13 protein-coding genes are annotated in these 16,082 nt (G+C 65.8%); 6 read left to right on the top strand and 7 right to left on the bottom strand.

From position 1 onward, the window contains the following. Positions 1–2 precede the first annotated feature (2 nt). Positions 3–1,100 (bottom strand): histidinol-phosphate transaminase, encoded by a 1,098-nt coding sequence (hisC, locus tag DM806_RS04765; protein WP_179042084.1) that lies wholly within the window; start codon positions 1,098–1,100, stop codon positions 3–5. Between the two features lie 40 nt (positions 1,101–1,140). Continuing rightward, positions 1,141–2,100 (bottom strand): 2-hydroxyacid dehydrogenase, encoded by a 960-nt coding sequence (locus tag DM806_RS04760; RefSeq protein ID WP_179042083.1) that lies wholly within the window; start codon positions 2,098–2,100, stop codon positions 1,141–1,143. A gap of 66 nt (positions 2,101–2,166) precedes the next feature. On the opposite strand from DM806_RS04760, the gene metX reads away from it, so the two are divergent. The 3 genes from metX to DM806_RS04745 are packed head-to-tail and all read left to right on the top strand — an operon-like array spanning position 2,167 to position 4,604. Further along, complete coding sequence (gene metX / locus DM806_RS04755) at positions 2,167–3,303, top strand: homoserine O-acetyltransferase MetX (protein ID WP_179042082.1); 1,137 nt, start codon at positions 2,167–2,169, stop codon at positions 3,301–3,303. Positions 3,304–3,314: 11 nt separating this feature from the next. Then, complete coding sequence (metW, locus tag DM806_RS04750; RefSeq protein WP_179042126.1) at positions 3,315–3,908, top strand: methionine biosynthesis protein MetW; 594 nt, start codon at positions 3,315–3,317, stop codon at positions 3,906–3,908. A 9-nt stretch (positions 3,909–3,917) separates the two neighbouring features. Beyond that, positions 3,918–4,604 carry a pentapeptide repeat-containing protein gene (locus DM806_RS04745; RefSeq protein WP_179042081.1) on the top strand — a complete coding sequence of 229 codons (687 nt, stop codon included), beginning with the start codon at positions 3,918–3,920 and terminating at the stop codon, positions 4,602–4,604. 4 nt (positions 4,605–4,608) lie between these two features. Here the strand turns inward: DM806_RS04745 and DM806_RS04740 are convergent, their stop codons facing one another. Continuing rightward, positions 4,609–5,235 carry a TetR/AcrR family transcriptional regulator gene (locus DM806_RS04740; protein ID WP_179042080.1) on the bottom strand — a complete coding sequence of 209 codons (627 nt, stop codon included), beginning with the start codon at positions 5,233–5,235 and terminating at the stop codon, positions 4,609–4,611. Positions 5,236–5,394: 159 nt separating this feature from the next. Here DM806_RS04740 and DM806_RS04735 point away from each other — a divergent pair, with 159 nt between their 5' ends. Next, on the top strand, positions 5,395–7,755 hold the full coding sequence (locus DM806_RS04735) for a TonB-dependent receptor (protein WP_179042079.1): 2,361 nt from the start codon (positions 5,395–5,397) through the stop codon (positions 7,753–7,755). A gap of 175 nt (positions 7,756–7,930) precedes the next feature. Further along, positions 7,931–9,181: a spinster family MFS transporter gene (locus DM806_RS04730; RefSeq protein WP_179042078.1), complete on the top strand. Its 1,251-nt coding sequence runs from the start codon at positions 7,931–7,933 to the stop codon at positions 9,179–9,181. A gap of 110 nt (positions 9,182–9,291) precedes the next feature. On the opposite strand, the gene DM806_RS04725 is transcribed toward DM806_RS04730, so the two are convergent. Beyond that, the gene (locus DM806_RS04725; protein WP_179042077.1) at positions 9,292–10,869 is read right to left on the bottom strand and encodes a peptide chain release factor 3; all 1,578 of its coding nucleotides are present in this window, start codon (positions 10,867–10,869) and stop codon (positions 9,292–9,294) included. 44 nt (positions 10,870–10,913) lie between these two features. Then, positions 10,914–11,798 (bottom strand): aldose 1-epimerase family protein, encoded by an 885-nt coding sequence (locus DM806_RS04720; RefSeq protein WP_179042076.1) that lies wholly within the window; start codon positions 11,796–11,798, stop codon positions 10,914–10,916. Between the two features lie 122 nt (positions 11,799–11,920). Here DM806_RS04720 and DM806_RS04715 point away from each other — a divergent pair, with 122 nt between their 5' ends. Next, positions 11,921–12,463 carry a hypothetical protein gene (locus DM806_RS04715; RefSeq protein WP_179042075.1) on the top strand — a complete coding sequence of 181 codons (543 nt, stop codon included), beginning with the start codon at positions 11,921–11,923 and terminating at the stop codon, positions 12,461–12,463. A gap of 90 nt (positions 12,464–12,553) precedes the next feature. Here the strand turns inward: DM806_RS04715 and pheT are convergent, their stop codons facing one another. Together pheT and pheS are read right to left on the bottom strand one after the other, a co-directional pair. Then, positions 12,554–14,971 carry a phenylalanine--tRNA ligase subunit beta gene (gene pheT, locus DM806_RS04710; protein WP_179042074.1) on the bottom strand — a complete coding sequence of 806 codons (2,418 nt, stop codon included), beginning with the start codon at positions 14,969–14,971 and terminating at the stop codon, positions 12,554–12,556. Further along, positions 14,968–16,059, bottom strand: a complete 1,092-nt coding sequence (gene pheS, locus DM806_RS04705; RefSeq protein WP_179042073.1) for a phenylalanine--tRNA ligase subunit alpha — start codon at positions 16,057–16,059, stop codon at positions 14,968–14,970. The genes pheT and pheS overlap by 4 nt, the downstream gene beginning before the upstream one ends. Positions 16,060–16,082: the final 23 nt, after the last annotated feature.

Raw genomic sequence — 16,082 nt, 5'->3', positions numbered from 1 at the left:
CGTCAGGCTGCCTCCGCCATGGCGCGCAGCTTGGCCGCGACGGCGCGGGTCTGCGCCTCGGTGCCGATGGTGATGCGCAGGCCGTTCGGCAGGCCCTGGCCCGGCAGCCAGCGGGTGGCATAGCCTTCGTCCCACAGCCCCTTCATCGCGGCTTCGGCGGTCAGCTTGCCGTCGAACAGGATCAGCAGGAAGTTGGTCTTGCTGGGCACCGCGCGCAGGCCATGGTTGGACAGCGAAGCGATTTCGCCGGCCAGCCATTCGCGCCACTGCGCATTATGCGCCCGGCTGCGGTCGACCCATGCGTCATCGTTGATCGCCGCGACCGCCGCCGCCTGTCCTGCCGTCGTCACGTTGAACGGCGCGCGGATGCGGTGGAGGATGTCGATCACCTCCGGGCTGGCATAGCCCCAGCCGATGCGCTCGGCGGCGAGGCCGTAAATCTTCGAGAAGGTGCGGGTGACGAAGACATTGCCGGCCTTCTTCACCAGGTCCAGTCCGCCATCCTCCTCGCCATCCTCCAGATATTCGGCATAGGCCTGATCGAGCACGAAGAGGATGTCGGGGCGCAGTCCGGCGTGCAGGCGGGCAATCTCCTGCGCACTGGTCATGGTGCCGGTCGGATTATTGGGGTTGGCGAGGAAGACAACCTTCGTCCGATCCGTCACCGCGGCGAGCAGGGCATCGACATCGGTCGCATAATCCTTGTCCGGCGCAACCACCGGCGTCGCGCCGACGCGGCGGGCGGCGATGTCATAGACCGCGAAGCCGTACCGGACATACAGAACCTCGTCGCCCGGCCCGGCATAGGCGCTGGCGGCGATATGCAGCAGTTCGTCCGAACCCGTGCCATAGATGATCTGCGCCGGGTCGAGGCCATATCTGGCGCCTATCGCCTCGCGCAGCTTCGCCGCGCCGGGGTCGGGATAGGTGGCGAGATCGGCCGTGGCCGCGACCAGGGCCGCGCGTGCCGCGTCCCCGGTGCCGAGCGGGTTTTCGTTGGCCGAAAGCTTGATGAGCGGGCGACCGTCATCGGCGGCCGACTTGCCCGGCACATAGGCGGAAATGCCGAGGATCCAATCCTTGGGAGCTGGTTTTGTCATGGGACGCGGCTTTAGCGGCTTCCGCGCCAAAGGCAAAGCGCTAGACCACCGGCGTCGGCAGGGCCTTGCCCGCGAAATGGGCATCGAGATTGGCGAGGACGAGCTCGGCCATGGCCTTGCGGCTGTGGACGGTGGCGCTGCCCTGATGGGGTTGCAGCACGACATGGTCCATGGCGAACAGCGCTTCGGGGACATGGGGTTCGTTGACGAACACGTCCAATCCGGCGCCGGCGATGCGCCTGTCCGCCAGCGCCGCCACCAGCGCCTCCTCGTCGATCACCCGGCCGCGGCTGATGTTGACGATCACGCCGTCCGGTCCCAGCGCATCGAGCATCGTCGCGCCGACCAGCTTCGCCGCTTCCGGCCCGCCCGATGTGGCGACGATGATGACGTCGCTCCGGCGCGCGAAATCGATCGGGTCGGCGACATGATGATAGGGTGCATCCGCCACTTGCCGCCGGTTGTGGTAGAGGATTTCTCCCGCCACTGGCTCCAGCCGTTTCGCGATGGCGCGGCCGATGCGGCCGAGGCCCAATATGCCGATGCGCGATCCGGTCAGGCGGCCGGACAAGGCCGGCTTGACGCCGCGCGCCCAGTCGCCCGCGCGCACCATCCGGTCATTGGCGGCGATGTTGCGCACCGTGGCGTAAAGCAGGCCGACGGCGAGGTCGGCGACGTCGTCGGTCAGCACGTCGGGCGTGTTGGTGACGCGGATGCCCTTGGCGCGGGCATGGTCGACGTCGACCTTGTCATAGCCGACCGAGAAGAGACCGATCATTTCCAGCTTCGGCAGCGCGTCCATGATCGCGGCGGGCGCGCCGACCGATCCGAAGCTCACCATCGCCCGCGCCGACCGCGCCTCCGCCGACAAGGCGGACAGGTCGGCGTCTGCCGCTACGGCATGGACGGTGAAGCGGCGTTCCAGCTCCTGCGTCACATAGGGGTAGAGGGGACCAAAGGCGACGATCGGGGCGAGGGGCTTGTCTGTCATGCGGTCCATCTAGGGATTGTGCGCCCGCCGTGCCAGATTGACAGCGGCGGGCGGCGGTCCTAGCCCCGCTCGGTCATGGCCAGCGTTCCCATCAGCGAAGACAGTCGTTTCGGCCTGCGCCGTCAGGCGCGCCTTGCCGGCCCCATGCGCCTGTCGAGTGGCGCGAGCCTCGGTCCCGTCGACATCGCCTATGAAACCTATGGCGCGATGAATGCGGACAAATCCAACGTCATCCTGATCTGCCACGCGCTGACCGGCGACCAATATGTCGCGTCCGACCATCCCGTCACCGGCAAGCCGGGCTGGTGGTGGCGGCTGGTGGGCGCGGGCAAGCCGGTCGACCCGGCGCGTCATTTCATCATCTGCTCCAACGTCATCGGCAGTTGCATGGGGTCGAGCGGCCCGGCCAGCCTCGATCCCGCGACCGGCGAACCGCATGCGATGCGCTTCCCGGTGCTGACCATCGCCGACATGGTGCGGGCGCAGGCGCTGCTGCTCGACCATCTGGGCGTGGACCGGCTGGCCGCCGTCATCGGCGGATCGATGGGGGGCATGCAGGCGCTGACCTGGCCCACGCTCTTCCCCGACCGGGTCGAAAGCTGTATCGTCATCGCCTCGACCGCCCGCCACAGCGCGCAGAATATCGCCTTTCACGAGGTCGGGCGGCAGGCGATCATGGCCGACCCCAACTGGCGCGGCGGCGACTATTATGCCGACGGGCAGGTGCCGAGCGCTGGTCTCGCAGTGGCGCGCATGGCGGCGCACATCACCTATCTGTCCGAAGCGGGGCTGACCGAGAAATTCGGGCGGCGCTTGCAGGGGCGGGACGCCAAGACCTTCGGCTTCGACGCGGATTTCCAGGTGGAGAGCTATCTGCGCCATCAGGGGCTGAGCTTCGTCGAGCGGTTCGACGCCAACTCCTATCTCTATATCACCCGCGCGATGGACTATTATGACATTGCCGAGGATCATGGCGGATCGCTGGCCAGGGCGTTTGCGCCGACCAGCGCGCGCTTCTGCCTCGTCAGCTTCGACACCGACTGGCTCTATCCCACGGCGGAATCGCGGGTGATCGTCCATGCGCTCAACGCCTCAGGCGCGCAGGCGAGCTTCGTCGAATTGTCCAGCCCCTTCGGCCATGACGCCTTCTTGCTAGAATCGCCCGAACTCAACCGGGTGGTGGACGGCTTCCTGCGGGGCGGCCGGGCATGAGCGAGGCGCCGCTGGTGCAGACATTACGCCCGGACCTGGCCCTGATCGCGCGGACGGTGCGGCAGGGCGCGCGCGTGCTGGATGTGGGTTGCGGTGATGGCGCGTTGATGGCGGCGATGCGCGACCATAGTCAGGTCGACGCGCGCGGGCTGGAGATTGACGGCTCCAATGTCGCGGCGGCGGTCGGGCGCGGCCTGTCCGTGGTGCAGGGCGATGCGGACACCGACCTCACTTATTATCCCGACGCCAGCTTCGACTATGCGATTTTGAGCCAGACGCTCCAGACGACGCGGCGGCCCGATCTGGTGGTGGAGGAACTGCTGCGCATTGGGCGGCAGGCCTTCGTGTCCTTCCCCAATTTTGCCCATTGGCGCGGGCGGCTATCGCTGATGTGGGGCGGGCGGATGCCGGTGACGCGGCTGTTGCCCGACACCTGGTATGACACGCTCAACATCCACCATGTGACGGTCGACGATTTCCGCGCGCTGGTGAAGGAGCGCGGCTGGCACATCGACGGCCAATGGTTCCTGAAGGGGGACAGGGAAACGACCCATGCGAACGCCAATCTGTTCGCCGAACATGCGGTGTTCCTGCTGCGAAAATAGGGGGGTGAGATGGAGGATCTGTTTGCCGCTCGCGCGCTGCGCGACCAGTCGCTGACGCGCCGGCAACTGGAGGATCTGCCGTCCGGTGCCCATAGCCTGATCGACTGCGATCTTGAAGAGATCGACCTGTCGGGCCTGGACCTGACCGGATGGCATTTCGAACGGTGCACTCTGCGCAAATGCGACCTGACCGACGCGCGGCTGGCTGATAGTCGCTGGACGTCCTGCCGGGGCGCCTTCGCCAACTTTACCGGCGCCGACGCCAGCGAAGCCCGCTTCACCGCCTGCGATTTCAACAATGCCAGCTTTCGCCGGGCCGTCCTGACCTCCGCGAGTTTCACCGGCTCGAAACTGACCGGGGCCGATTTCACCGATGCGCGGGCGATGGACCTGTCGTTCGAGGAAAGCCTGCTGATCAATGCAAAGCTTGTGGACTTTTCCTTCCGCCGGCTGACGATAAGCAAGGTCGATTTCTCGCAGGCCGACCTGCGCAAATGCGACTTCCGGCAGGCGATTCTCGACGACTGCAGCCTGCGCGACGCCAATGTCGCCGGGTCGCGCTTCGACGGCGCCGATCTGCGGTCCGCCGATCTGGGCGGACTGCGGCTGGTCGATGCGGGGCTGTTCCGGGGCGCGACCATTTCTCGCGACCAGGCCGGGCAATTGCTGGGGGAACTCGGCCTCAACGTGCGGTAACGGATTATCCGCGCGGGCCTATCCCCTTTTCGATCAGCGCATTGGCGATGGCCGCCACCTCCTCGGCCGGGCGGCTGTCGTCCCAGACACCATAGCGCAGCCCCAGAAACACGTTCATCCCCATGATCGCCCAGGCATGGACTTCCTCGACGTCGGGACGCACATCGCCGCGCTCTGCCGCCTTTGCCAGGCGCGCGGCCATGCGGCTGGCCGTATTCTCATAATGGGCGCGATAGGCGGCCTGGTCGACAAATTCGGACTCGTCGATGATGCGGTAGATTTCCTTGTGCGCGCGGGCGAACTCCAGGAAGCTCAGCAGGCCGATCCGCTCCGCATCGATGCCGTCGCGCGCCTCCGCGATGCGCGGCGTCACATAGTCACGCACCTGCCCTGACATGTCGTTCACCAGCGCGCGGAAGATATCGTCCTTCGTATCGAAATAGGTGTAGAAACTGCCGAGTGCGCAACCGGCGCGGCGGGTGATGCCGCTGATTGAGCCGTCATGAAATCCCTTCTCGCCAAATTCCGCGGCAGCGGCCGACAGCAAGGCGCGGCGGGTGCGCTCGCCCCGTGCGGTGCGCGGCGTCTTGTCGTCCTTCGCCCCCCCCGGCGCTTCGCCTTCCTCGGTCATCTCCACTCCCGAATCCTGTGTTCTTTTTGCGACAACAATCGACTCTCGTCACTCGCCTCTTATTTCAAGTTGAAAGCTGGTTCAACTTTCATTATCGAATCAGGCAGCGCAAGCGACCCGGCAGACCGGGCGCAGCATTTTCAGGAGAGGACCGACCCGATGAAGGCCCATCAGACCATCCGCGCTCTCGCACTCGCCTCCGCCGCCTGGAGTGGCGTGATGGCGTTTCCCGTTTTCGCGCAGGACAGCGCGCCACAGGCCAGTGCCGACGATGACGGCGCGGCGATCGTCGTCACCGCCCGCCGTCGCGAGGAAACGCTGGTCAGCGTGCCGATCGCGGTCAGCGCCTTTTCGGGCGAAGCGCTGGAGCGGGGCGGCGCGATCGACATCACCGACCTTGCCAACGTCACCCCCAACACCACGCTGGAGGCGTCGCGTGGCACCAACTCCACGCTGACCGCCTTCATCCGTGGCGTCGGTCAGCAGGATCCGGTGTCCGGCTTCGAACAGGGCGTCGGCATTTACCTCGACGATGTCTATCTGAACCGGCCGCAGGGCGCGTTGCTCGATATCTATGATGTGGAGCGGATCGAGGTGCTGCGCGGCCCGCAGGGCACGCTCTATGGGCGCAACACGATCGGCGGCGCTGTCAAATATGTGACCAAGCTGCTGCCGCAGGACTTCTCGCTCAAGATCAAGGGCACCTACGGCACGTATGATCAGGCGGATGGCATCGTCACGGCGTCGGCGCCGATCGGCGACCTGATCCGCGTTGGCGGCGCTTTCGCGCGCCTGTCGCGCGGCGGCTTCGGCACCAACCTCACCACCGGGCAGGAAAATTACAACAAGGATATCTGGGCCGGGCGCGCGACCTTCGAAATGGGCGGCTATGGCGAACCGGTGCTGGTGCGCATCACCGGCGACTACACCAAGGACAAGAGCAATCCGCGCGGCGGCCATCGCCTGATCCCTGGCCAGGCATCGGGTGCGCCGGTGCTGGACGACGTCTTCGACACGCGCGGCGGCTTGCGCGACCCTCGGCAGCAGGTCAAATCCTACGGCCTGTCGATGAATATCTCGGCCGAACTCAACGACATGTTCACGCTGAAGTCGATCAGCGCCTGGCGCAAGGATGACAGCGCGTCGCCGATCGATTTCGACGCCTTGCCCGCGGTCGATGTCGACGTGCCGGCCTTCTATCGCAACGAACAGCTCAGCCAGGAAGTCCAGTTGCAGGTCGATGCCGGACCATTGAAGGGGATGATCGGCTTCTACTATCTGGACGCCAGCGCCGACACGCAGTTCGACACGCGCATCTTCACCACGCTGGCCGGCCTTACCGCCTTCACCCAGGCCGATGTCGATACCGAAACCTATGCGATCTTCGGCGACTTCACCTATGATTTCAGCGACCAGTTCAGCTTGTCGGCCGGTGGCCGCTATACGTGGGACGAGCGGACCGCCGACATATTGCGCCAAAGCTATGTCGGGGGCGGATCGCCGGTGTTCGGCGGCGCTGGCCTGCCGCTCGGCGCGCCCAGCACCGATTTTCGTGGCTCCGCGAAATACAAGAAATTCACGCCGCGCTTCTCGGTCAGCTACAAGCCGACCCCGGATCACAATATCTACGCCAGCTATTCCAAGGGCTTCAAGGGCGGCGGCTTCGACCCGCGCGGCGTCGGCACCAATGCACCCGACCTGAATGGCGACGGCATCAGGCAGGAAAGCGAGATCGCCTCCTTCCTCAGCTTCCGCCCGGAGCAGGTCGACAGCTACGAAGTCGGTTACAAGGGCAATTTCATGGACGGCGCGCTCTATGTCGCGGTCGCCGGCTTCTATGCGGATTACAAGGATGTGCAGATCCCCGGCTCGGTCGCCTGCACCGTGCTGGTCAGCGGCGTGCCGACCCCGTCCTTCTGCGGCGTCGTGTCCAACGCGGGCAAGGCGCGGTTCAAGGGGCTGGAGTTCGAGAGCAATGCCCGCCTCGGCCGCGACCTGCTGTCGAGCGGGGACCGGCTTAACCTGTCCACCGCGATCGGCTATATCGACGCGGAATATCGCGAATATATAGCCAATATCGCCAGCGTGCCGACCGACGTGGCGCAATATCGCCGGGTGCAGAACACGCCCAAATGGACGGCGAGCGGCACGCTCAGCTATACGACGCCGGTGGGCGACGGCAGCCTCTTCATGGGCAGCACCCTGTCCTGGCGCAGCAAGACCTATCAGTTCGAAATTCCCAACCCCTATATCGACCAGAAGGGCTATGCGCTGTGGGATGCCAGCATCGTCTACACCGCGCCCAACGACCGCTGGACGCTGGGCCTGCATGGCAAGAATATCCTGGACAAGGAATATAAGACGTCGGGCTATACCTTCGTGCTGGCCAATCCGGTGACAGGCGCGATCGTCAACAATGCCGCCGGCTTCCCGACCCCCTCGCTAGGCCGGGAGGGCACGCTGACCGCCTTCTACGGCAATCCGCGCCAGGTGTTCGTGACCGGCACGGTGAAGTTCTGATTTTACCGTGATTTAAGTATCTGAAAATCCGTTCGCCCTGAGTAGAGGCTGAGCGAAGCCGAAGCCTCGTATCGAGGGGTTGCGAGTAGCCTCCGTCCTTCGATACGCCATTTCGACTTCGCTCAATGGCTACTCAGGACGAACGGAAATGGAAAATGGTCCGCAGGAAGCAGGCATGACCGACCGAACCTCCTCCCCCGCCTATCGTGGCGTCGTTCTGGCGATGCTGCTGCTGGTCTATACATTCAACTTCCTCGACCGGCAGATTCTCGGCATCCTCGCCGGACCGATCAAGGCGGAGTTGCAGCTGACCGACACGCAGCTGGGTGCATTGGGCGGCATCGCCTTCGCCCTGCTCTATTCGACGCTGGCGATCCCACTGGCGCTGCTCGCGGACCGGACCAGCCGGACATGGGTCATCACCGTCAGCCTCGCCATCTGGAGCGGCTTCACCGCGCTGTGCGGCGTGGCGGGCAACTTCATGCAGATGTTCCTGTTCCGCATCGGCGTGGGCGTGGGGGAGGCGGGCGGCGTCGCCCCCTCCTATGCCGTCATTTCCGACTATTTTCCGGCGCACCAGCGCGCGCGGGCGCTGTCCATCTATTCGCTCGGTATCCCGCTCGGGTCGGCGGGGGGCGTGCTGCTCGGCGGCTATATCGCGCAGACGGTGGAATGGCGCACGGCCTTCATCGCGGTCGGCCTGCTCGGCATCCTGATCGCACCCATCTTCCGCCTGGTCGTGCGCGAACCCGCGCGGCCGGTGCAGGCGGGGGAAGCGGTGCCGGTCAGCGCCGTGTTCGGCATCCTCGCCGCCAAGCGCAGTTTCTGGATGCTGGCGCTGGGTGCCGCGTCCAGTTCGATGTGCGGCTATGGCGTCGCCTTCTGGCTGCCGAGTCTGCTGATGCGCAGCTTCGGCCTCGACCTGCTGGGCGCGGGGCAGTTTCTTGGCGGGCTGCTGCTGATCGGCGGCGTGGCCGGCGTGCTGCTGGGCGGCTTCCTGGGCGATGCGATGGGCGGCAAGGACAAGGCCTTCTTCGCCTGGGTGCCGGCGATCAGCTATGTCGTTGGCATGCCGCTGTTCGTGATCGGCGTGCTGTCGAGCAGCGTGACCGTCGCCTTCGCCCTGTTCCTGATCCCGCAGGCGCTGGTCTATGTCTGGCTGGGGCCGGTGCTGACCGCCGTGCAGCATCTGGTGCCGCCGCATATGCGGGCGAGCGCCTCGGCGACCTTTCTGCTCATCAACAATCTGGTGGGCCTTGGCCTTGGCAGCTGGAGCGTCGGCGCCCTGTCCGATGCGCTGACGCCGACCTACGGAACCGAAGCGCTGCGCTACGCCATCGTCGCGGCGCTCGGCTTCTACCTGCTCGCGGGCCTCTTTATGGCGCTCGCCGGCAAAGCGCTGCGCAAGGATTGGGTGACGGTCTGACCCGCCCTCATTGATGATTACATATCATCAATGAGGGCACCTTGTTCCGGCCAATCATCAATCGAATCCGGGCGCGCGATTGTCCAGATCGCTGTCGGCTTTACGGCGCGTCAGCGCTCCCTGGTGGCGCTGAACTTCACCTTGGGGTGGCGTTCCTGCTGATAGCCGATGTCCCAGGCGCTCTTGGCCATGAAGACGAGATTGCCGTCGCGGTCCTTGGCCATGTTGGCGCCATTGTAGGACACCAGATCCTTCACCGCCGCCTCGTCGCCGCTGATCCAGCGGGCCGTGTCGAAGGGCGACTGTTCCAGCCCCGCCGCCACCTTATACTCCGCCTCCAGGCGCGAGATCAGCACTTCGAGCTGAAGCTGGCCGACGACGCCGACGATCCAGTTGCTGCCGATTTCCGGGTAGAACACCTGGATGACACCCTCCTCGGACAGGTCGTCCAGCGCCTTGCGCAGCTGCTTGGTCTTGGTCGGGTCTTTCAGCGCCACGCGGCGCAATATTTCCGGCGCGAAATTGGGCAGGCCGGTGAAGCGCAGGCCGGGTTTTTCGCTCAGCGTGTCGCCCACGCGCAGCGCGCCATGATTGGGGATGCCGATGATGTCGCCGGGGAAGGCCTCGTCGGCCAGTTCGCGGTCCTGCGCGAAGAAGAGGATCGGCGAATGGACGGCGAGCGGCTTGCCGCTGCCTGACGGCGTCAGCTTCATGCCGCGCCGGAACTTGCCGGAGACGAGGCGCATGAAGGCGATGCGGTCGCGGTGCATCGGGTCCATATTGGCCTGCACCTTGAAGATGAAGCCGGTGACTTCGCTCTGCTCGGGTTCGACCGCGGCCGGTTCTGCGGGCTGCGATCGCGGCGGCGGCGCATGGGCGGACAGGGCGTCGATCAGTTCGGTAACGCCGAACAGCTTGAGCGCCGATCCGAAATAGACCGGGGTCAGGTCGCCATGGCGGTAACGGCCAAGGTCGAACTCGCCATAGCCGCCCTGCGCCAGTTCGGCCTCCTCGCGCAGCTTCTCCAGCGCGCGGGGCGACAGATAATCGGCCAGTTTCGGGTCGTCGAGACCGGTGAACTGGTGGCGGGTGCCGTCAAATTCCTTGCTCGGTCCGCTCGGCTGCATCAGCCGGTTGGTGGCGAAGTCGTAAATGCCCTCGAACTCACCGCCCATGCCGACCGGCCAGCTCATCGGGCAGACGTCGAGTTGCAGCTGGTCGGCGACCTCATCAAGCAGGCCGAACGTCTCGCGGCCTTCGCGGTCGACCTTGTTGACGAAGGTGATGATCGGCACGTTGCGCAGGCGGCAGACCTCGAACAGCTTGCGCGTCTGCGGCTCGATGCCCTTGGCCGCGTCGATCACCATGACGGCGGAATCGACGGCGGTCAGGGTGCGATAAGTGTCTTCCGAGAAATCCTCGTGGCCCGGCGTATCGAGCAGGTTGAAGGTGATCGTCTCGCCATCGCGGGTCCGCTCGAAGGTCATGACGGACGAGGTGACGGAAATGCCGCGCTGCTGCTCGATCTTCATCCAGTCGGATCGTGCGCGCCGGTTCGCGCCGCGCGCCTTGACCTCGCCCGCCAGGTGAATCGCGCCGCCTTCCAGCAGCAGCTTTTCGGTCAGCGTGGTCTTACCGGCGTCCGGGTGGGAAATGATCGCGAAGGTGCGGCGGGATGGGATGCTCATGGGCGGCCCATATAGGGATTTTTGCGCCCAAAGCGAGTCGCGCGTTAAGGCTGAACCAGCGTCACGTCCATGCGGAACGACCGGCTATCGCCCGGCAGCAGCGCCATGACGCCCTGCTTGTCCCAGACGGCGCCGGTAAAGCCGACCAGATCGGCCATGCCCGCCCAGGGTTCGACGCACAGATAATGGGCGCCCGGCTTCTGCCAGAGGCCGAGCCAGGGCGTGTCGGGAAAGTCGATCTTCAGATGCGGCTGGCCGGGCACGCCCCAGGTCAGCGATCGGCTGGCAAGATCGTCCCAGATCAGCGCGTCGCCCTCGAACATGGCATAAGTGGGGACGAGCGTGTCGCCCTCCACCGGGGATGGGACGGGCTTACGGGCGATGAGGCCGGGTTCGTCGCCGACCTTGCGGATCGGCGCGGGTTCGGGCTGGTCGAACAGCACGCAATGGTCCTCAGCTGCGCCGCCATAGGGGAGGGGCCAGGCGAAGGCCGGGTGATAGCCGAAGGAAAAGGGCATGTCCGCCTCGCCCCGATTGGTGACGGTGGCGGTCATGCGCAGCGTCGGGCCGTCAGTCACGAAGCCCATGTCGAGCCGGAAGTCGAACGGATAGGCGGCGCGCGTCGCATTGTCCGCTTCCAGCCGGAACAGCGCATGATCCTCGCCCCGCTCGACCAGCGCGAAGTCGCTGTGGCGGGCGAAGCCATGCTGCGGCATCGGATACTCCCGCCCGTCCAGCCGATAGACGTCGCCGCGCGATCGCCCGACGAAGGGAAAGAGCAGGGGCGCATGGCCGGTCCACCAGCGCGGATCGGCGTCGGTCATCAACTCGCGCCCCTGCGCGTCCCTGAGCGACCAGAGTTCCGCGCCCAGCGGATCGATTTGCGCGGACAGATCGGACGAAGCGATGGCGATGCGGGTGTCGGACAAGCGGGCCTCCAGCGGGATTTGCGCCTGACATAGCGTCGTGTCGGAAAGGAGTCTTCACCTCTGATCGTTTCGGTTGGGGAACCGACAGGCCATTCCGCAGGTTTGGCGGATGGGAGGACGAAATGAAACCAATCACTACCGCCATCGCCCTGACGCTGCTGCTGTCGGGCACGGCCATCGCGCAGGAACAGGACAAGAAGAAGGACGACACGCTGGACAAGGCGGGCCGTATCGCGACCCAGCCGGGGCGGGACGTCGGGCTGGACAAGGACGAGATTCCGCCCGTGCTGACCAAGGCGGTCGAAAATCCCTATGCCCAGCCGGCCAACCGGACCTGCAAGGGGCTGAACATGGGGCTTGGCGAACTCAATGCCGTGCTGGGCGAAGATTTCACCGTCGGCAAGGAAGCCAATGAGAATCGCACCGGCAAGATCGCCGAGGCGGTGGGCAAGACCATCGTCAATTCGTTGATCCCCTTCCGCGGGCTGGTGCGCGAGATCAGCGGCGCGGCGCCCGCCGAGCGCCGGTTGCAGGCGGCGGTGACGGCGGGCATCGCGCGGCGCGGCTATCTGCGCGGGCTGGCGGCGGCCAAAGGCTGCAAGATCGCACCGATCGCGCCGCCCCCAGCGCCCAAGGAAGCAAAGAAGGACGACGATAAGAAGTAACTGCGGTCCGTTCGTTTCGAGCGCAGTCGAGAAACTGATAGCGCGTGCTTCACGTTTCTCCACACGCTCTAAACGAACGGACGTTGAGGCTTATCCCCGCAGCGACCCGCCCAGCTTCTGTGCAGCCTTGACCACGGCAGCGCTGATCGCCTCCAGCTCTTCTTGGCTGAAACTCTTCTCGCCGGGCTGGAGCGTCACCTCGACCGCCAGCGACTTGAAGCCCTCCTCCACGCCCGGCCCGACGAAGACGTCGAACAGGCGCGCGTCGACGATGCTCTTCTTGTCCGCGCCCTTGACGCCCCGGACCAGCGCGTCGGCCTCGACCGTTTCCGGCACGACGAAGGCGAAGTCGCGCTTCACCGCCTGCAGGGCGGGCGGCGCGTAAGGCGCGCGCATGAAACCGCTCTTGCGCTTGCCGGGAATGGAGTCGAGGAAGATTTCGCCCGCGACGACGGTGCCGCTGAGGCCGAACTGCTTCGCCAGCGACGGATGCAGCACGCCATATTCGGCCAGCACCACCTTCGGACCCAGCCGCAACGTGCCCGACTGGCCGGGATGATAGGCGGCCGACGCCTCCCCGAAGCTCTGGAGGTTGGCGACCGGCGCACCGGCGGCGGCCAGCAGCGCGATCACCTCGCCCTTGGCGTCGAAGGCGTCGAACGCTTGCGCCTTGCCGCTCTGCCAGCCACGCGCGGTCTTCTCGCCCGCCAGCACGAAGCCCACAGTCGCGCGCTCGCCCTGCTTGAAATAGCGGCGGCCCAGCTCGAACAGGCGGACCGACGTGGCGCTGCGATCGACATTGCGCTTCGTCGCCGACAGCAGGCCGGGCAGCAGCGAGGGCCGCATGACCTTCAGATCCTCGGAGATCGGATTGGCCAGCGTCCAGTCGCCTCCGCCCACGGCGGCGGCTTCCTTTTCGGACAGGAAGGACCAGTTGATCGCTTCGGCCAGCCCGCGCGCGGCGGCCGTGCGACGCACCCGGCGCTCGACCAGCTGCTCCGGCGTGGCGGTCGGACGGGCGACGCCCGGCACGCGCGGCAGCGGGGTGGAGGGCACATGGTCGAGACCGACGATGCGCACGACTTCCTCGACAATGTCGGGCCAGCCATCGACGTCGCGCCGCCAGGTCGGAACCGTGATGGTCCAGCTGGCGGGCATGGTGACGGGCATGCCGTCCTGATATTCGACGCCGCCGCCCGAGGCACTGACGGCAAAGCCCAGGCTTTCGAGGATGCGCTGCTGCTCGTCGGCGGGCACGTCCACCCCGGCCAGCGCCAGGCACCGGTCGGGGCTGTAGGCGACCGTCTTCTGCGTGGCGGGCGCGATGCCCGCGCGGGTCGCTTCGCTGGCGGTGCCGCCGCACAGCTTCACCACCAGATCGGTCGCGATCGACAGGCCGTCGTCCAGGAAGGCGGGATCGACGCCGCGCTCGAAGCGGCCACGCGCATCACTGGTCAGGGTCAGCTTCTGCCCCGTCACCGCGATCCGCTCCGGCGTGAAATAGGCGCATTCGATCAGCACGTCGGTCGTGCCGTCCTGCGCGCCCGAATGTTCGCCGCCCATGATCCCGCCGATATCGTGCACGGCCTCGTCATCGGCGATGACGGTCATGCTCTCATCGACCGTATAGTTTTTGCCGTTCAGCGCCAGCACCTGCTCGCCGGGCTTGCCCTTGCGGGCAACAAGGCCGCCCTTCAACGTCGCCATGTCATAGACGTGCAGCGGCCGGCCAAGGTCGATCATGATATAGTTGGTGATGTCGACCAGTGTGCTGATCGGCTTCTGCCCGATCGCCTTCAGCCGCTTGCTCATCCATTCGGGCGACGCGCCATTGGTCACGCCGCGCACGGTGCGCGCGAAGAAGGCGGGGCAGCCGTCCATATCGTCCGTCCGCACGTCCGGTCCCGGACCCGTGCCCTCAATGGTCGGCACGATGATGGCGTTCAGCGTGCCGAGGCCCGCCGCCGCCAGATCGCGCGCGATGCCGCGCACGCCCATGCAGTCCTGCCGGTTGGGCGTGATCGACACGTCGATGACCGGATCGTTGAGGCCAGCCCAATTCGCATAGACTTCACCCACCGGCGCGTCGGCGGCCAGTTCGATGATGCCGTCATGATCCTCGCCCAGCTCCAGTTCGCGGAAGCTGCACATCATGCCGTTGGATTCGACGCCACGGATCGCGGTCTTCTTCAGCACCATGCCGTTGACCGGCACCACCGCGCCTTCGGTGCCGAACACGCCGATCAGGCCCGCCCGCGCATTGGGCGCGCCGCACACGACCTGCAACGGATTGCCGTCCCCATGATCGACGGTCAGCACCTGCAACTTGTCGGCCTGCGGATGGCGATCGGCGGTCAGAACCCTGGCGATCCTGAACGCGCCCAGCTTTTCGGCGGGGTTTTCGACGCCCTCGACCTCAAGCCCGATGGCGTTCAGCGTCTTGAGTATCGTCGCCAGGTCGGCATCGGTCTTGAGGTGCGTCTTGAGCCAGCTCAGGGTGAACTTCATGCGCCGACTCCTCCCGACAGCGTGGGCACGTCGAGTGCCGAAAATCCATAATGTTTCAGCCAGCGCAGATCGCCGTCGAAGAAGGCGCGCAGGTCGTTCATGCCATATTTGAGCATGGCGAGCCGGTCGACGCCGGTGCCGAAGGCGAAGCCCTGCCATTCGTCGGGATCAAGCCCGCACGCTTCGATCACGCGGCGGTTGACCATGCCGCTGCCCAGCACTTCCAGCCAGCCGCCGTCCGGCGCATCGCCGTCGCCGCCGATCACGCGCTGGCCATTGGTCAGCGTATAGCCGACGTCCACCTCGACCGACGGTTCGGTGAAGGGGAAGTAGCTGGGGCGCAGGCGCAGGACGATGTCCTCACGCTCGAAAAAGGCCTTGAGGAAGGTTTCCAGCGTCCATTTCAGATGACCCAGCGTGATGCCCTTGTCGATCACCAGCCCTTCGATCTGGTGGAACATCGGCGTGTGGGTCGCATCGGAATCGCTGCGATAGACGCGGCCCGGCGCGATGATGCGGATCGGCGGTTCCTGCGTCATCATCGTGCGGATCTGCACCGGCGAGGTGTGGGTGCGCAGCAGCATCTTCTTCTGCCCCTCTTCATCGGGGAAATAGAAGGTGTCGTGCATCGCGCGCGCCGGGTGCGTCTCCGGGATGTTGAGCGCGGTGAAATTATGCCAGTCGTCCTCGATCTCCGGCCCCGTCGCGACCGAGAAGCCGAGGTCCGCGAAGATTTCCGCCAGTTCGTCCATGACCTGAGACACGGCATGGACGCTGCCCTGCGCACCCAGATCGGCGGGCAGGGTCATGTCGACCTTTTCCGAAGCGAGCTTCGCGTCGAGCGCCGCTTGCTCCAGCGCCGCCTTCCTGTCGGCCAGCGCGGCGGTGACACTCTCGCGCAGATCCTGGATCGGCGGGCCTTTTTCCATCCGCTCATCCGGCGACATGCCGCCCAGCGTCTTCAGGAGGCCGGTCACGACCCCGCTCTTGCCCAGCGCCCCCACCCGCAGCGCCTCCAGCGCGTCGAGCGTGTCGGCGGCGGCGATGTCGGCGATCAGGCCGGCTTTCAGATTGGCAATCTCAGTCATCTTTTCAAACCTTCGTCATTCCC

Origin of the sequence: Sphingobium lactosutens (assembly GCF_013393185.1) — a bacterium.
Taxonomy (GTDB): Bacteria; Pseudomonadota; Alphaproteobacteria; order Sphingomonadales; family Sphingomonadaceae; genus Sphingobium; species Sphingobium lactosutens_A.
This window is presented reverse-complemented; position numbering and strand designations above follow the sequence as displayed.

Coding starts and splice junctions, on each gene's coding strand:
- hisC (WP_179042084.1), bottom strand. CDS start 1,100: ATGACAAAACCAGCTCCCAAGGATTGGATCCTCGGCATTTCCGCCTAT.
- DM806_RS04760 (WP_179042083.1), bottom strand. CDS start 2,100: ATGGACCGCATGACAGACAAGCCCCTCGCCCCGATCGTCGCCTTTGGT.
- metX (WP_179042082.1), top strand. CDS start 2,167: ATGGCCAGCGTTCCCATCAGCGAAGACAGTCGTTTCGGCCTGCGCCGT.
- DM806_RS04745 (WP_179042081.1), top strand. CDS start 3,918: ATGGAGGATCTGTTTGCCGCTCGCGCGCTGCGCGACCAGTCGCTGACG.
- DM806_RS04740 (WP_179042080.1), bottom strand. CDS start 5,235: ATGACCGAGGAAGGCGAAGCGCCGGGGGGGGCGAAGGACGACAAGACG.
- DM806_RS04735 (WP_179042079.1), top strand. CDS start 5,395: ATGAAGGCCCATCAGACCATCCGCGCTCTCGCACTCGCCTCCGCCGCC.
- DM806_RS04730 (WP_179042078.1), top strand. CDS start 7,931: ATGACCGACCGAACCTCCTCCCCCGCCTATCGTGGCGTCGTTCTGGCG.
- DM806_RS04725 (WP_179042077.1), bottom strand. CDS start 10,869: ATGAGCATCCCATCCCGCCGCACCTTCGCGATCATTTCCCACCCGGAC.
- DM806_RS04715 (WP_179042075.1), top strand. CDS start 11,921: ATGAAACCAATCACTACCGCCATCGCCCTGACGCTGCTGCTGTCGGGC.
- pheT (WP_179042074.1), bottom strand. CDS start 14,971: ATGAAGTTCACCCTGAGCTGGCTCAAGACGCACCTCAAGACCGATGCC.
- pheS (WP_179042073.1), bottom strand. CDS start 16,059: ATGACTGAGATTGCCAATCTGAAAGCCGGCCTGATCGCCGACATCGCC.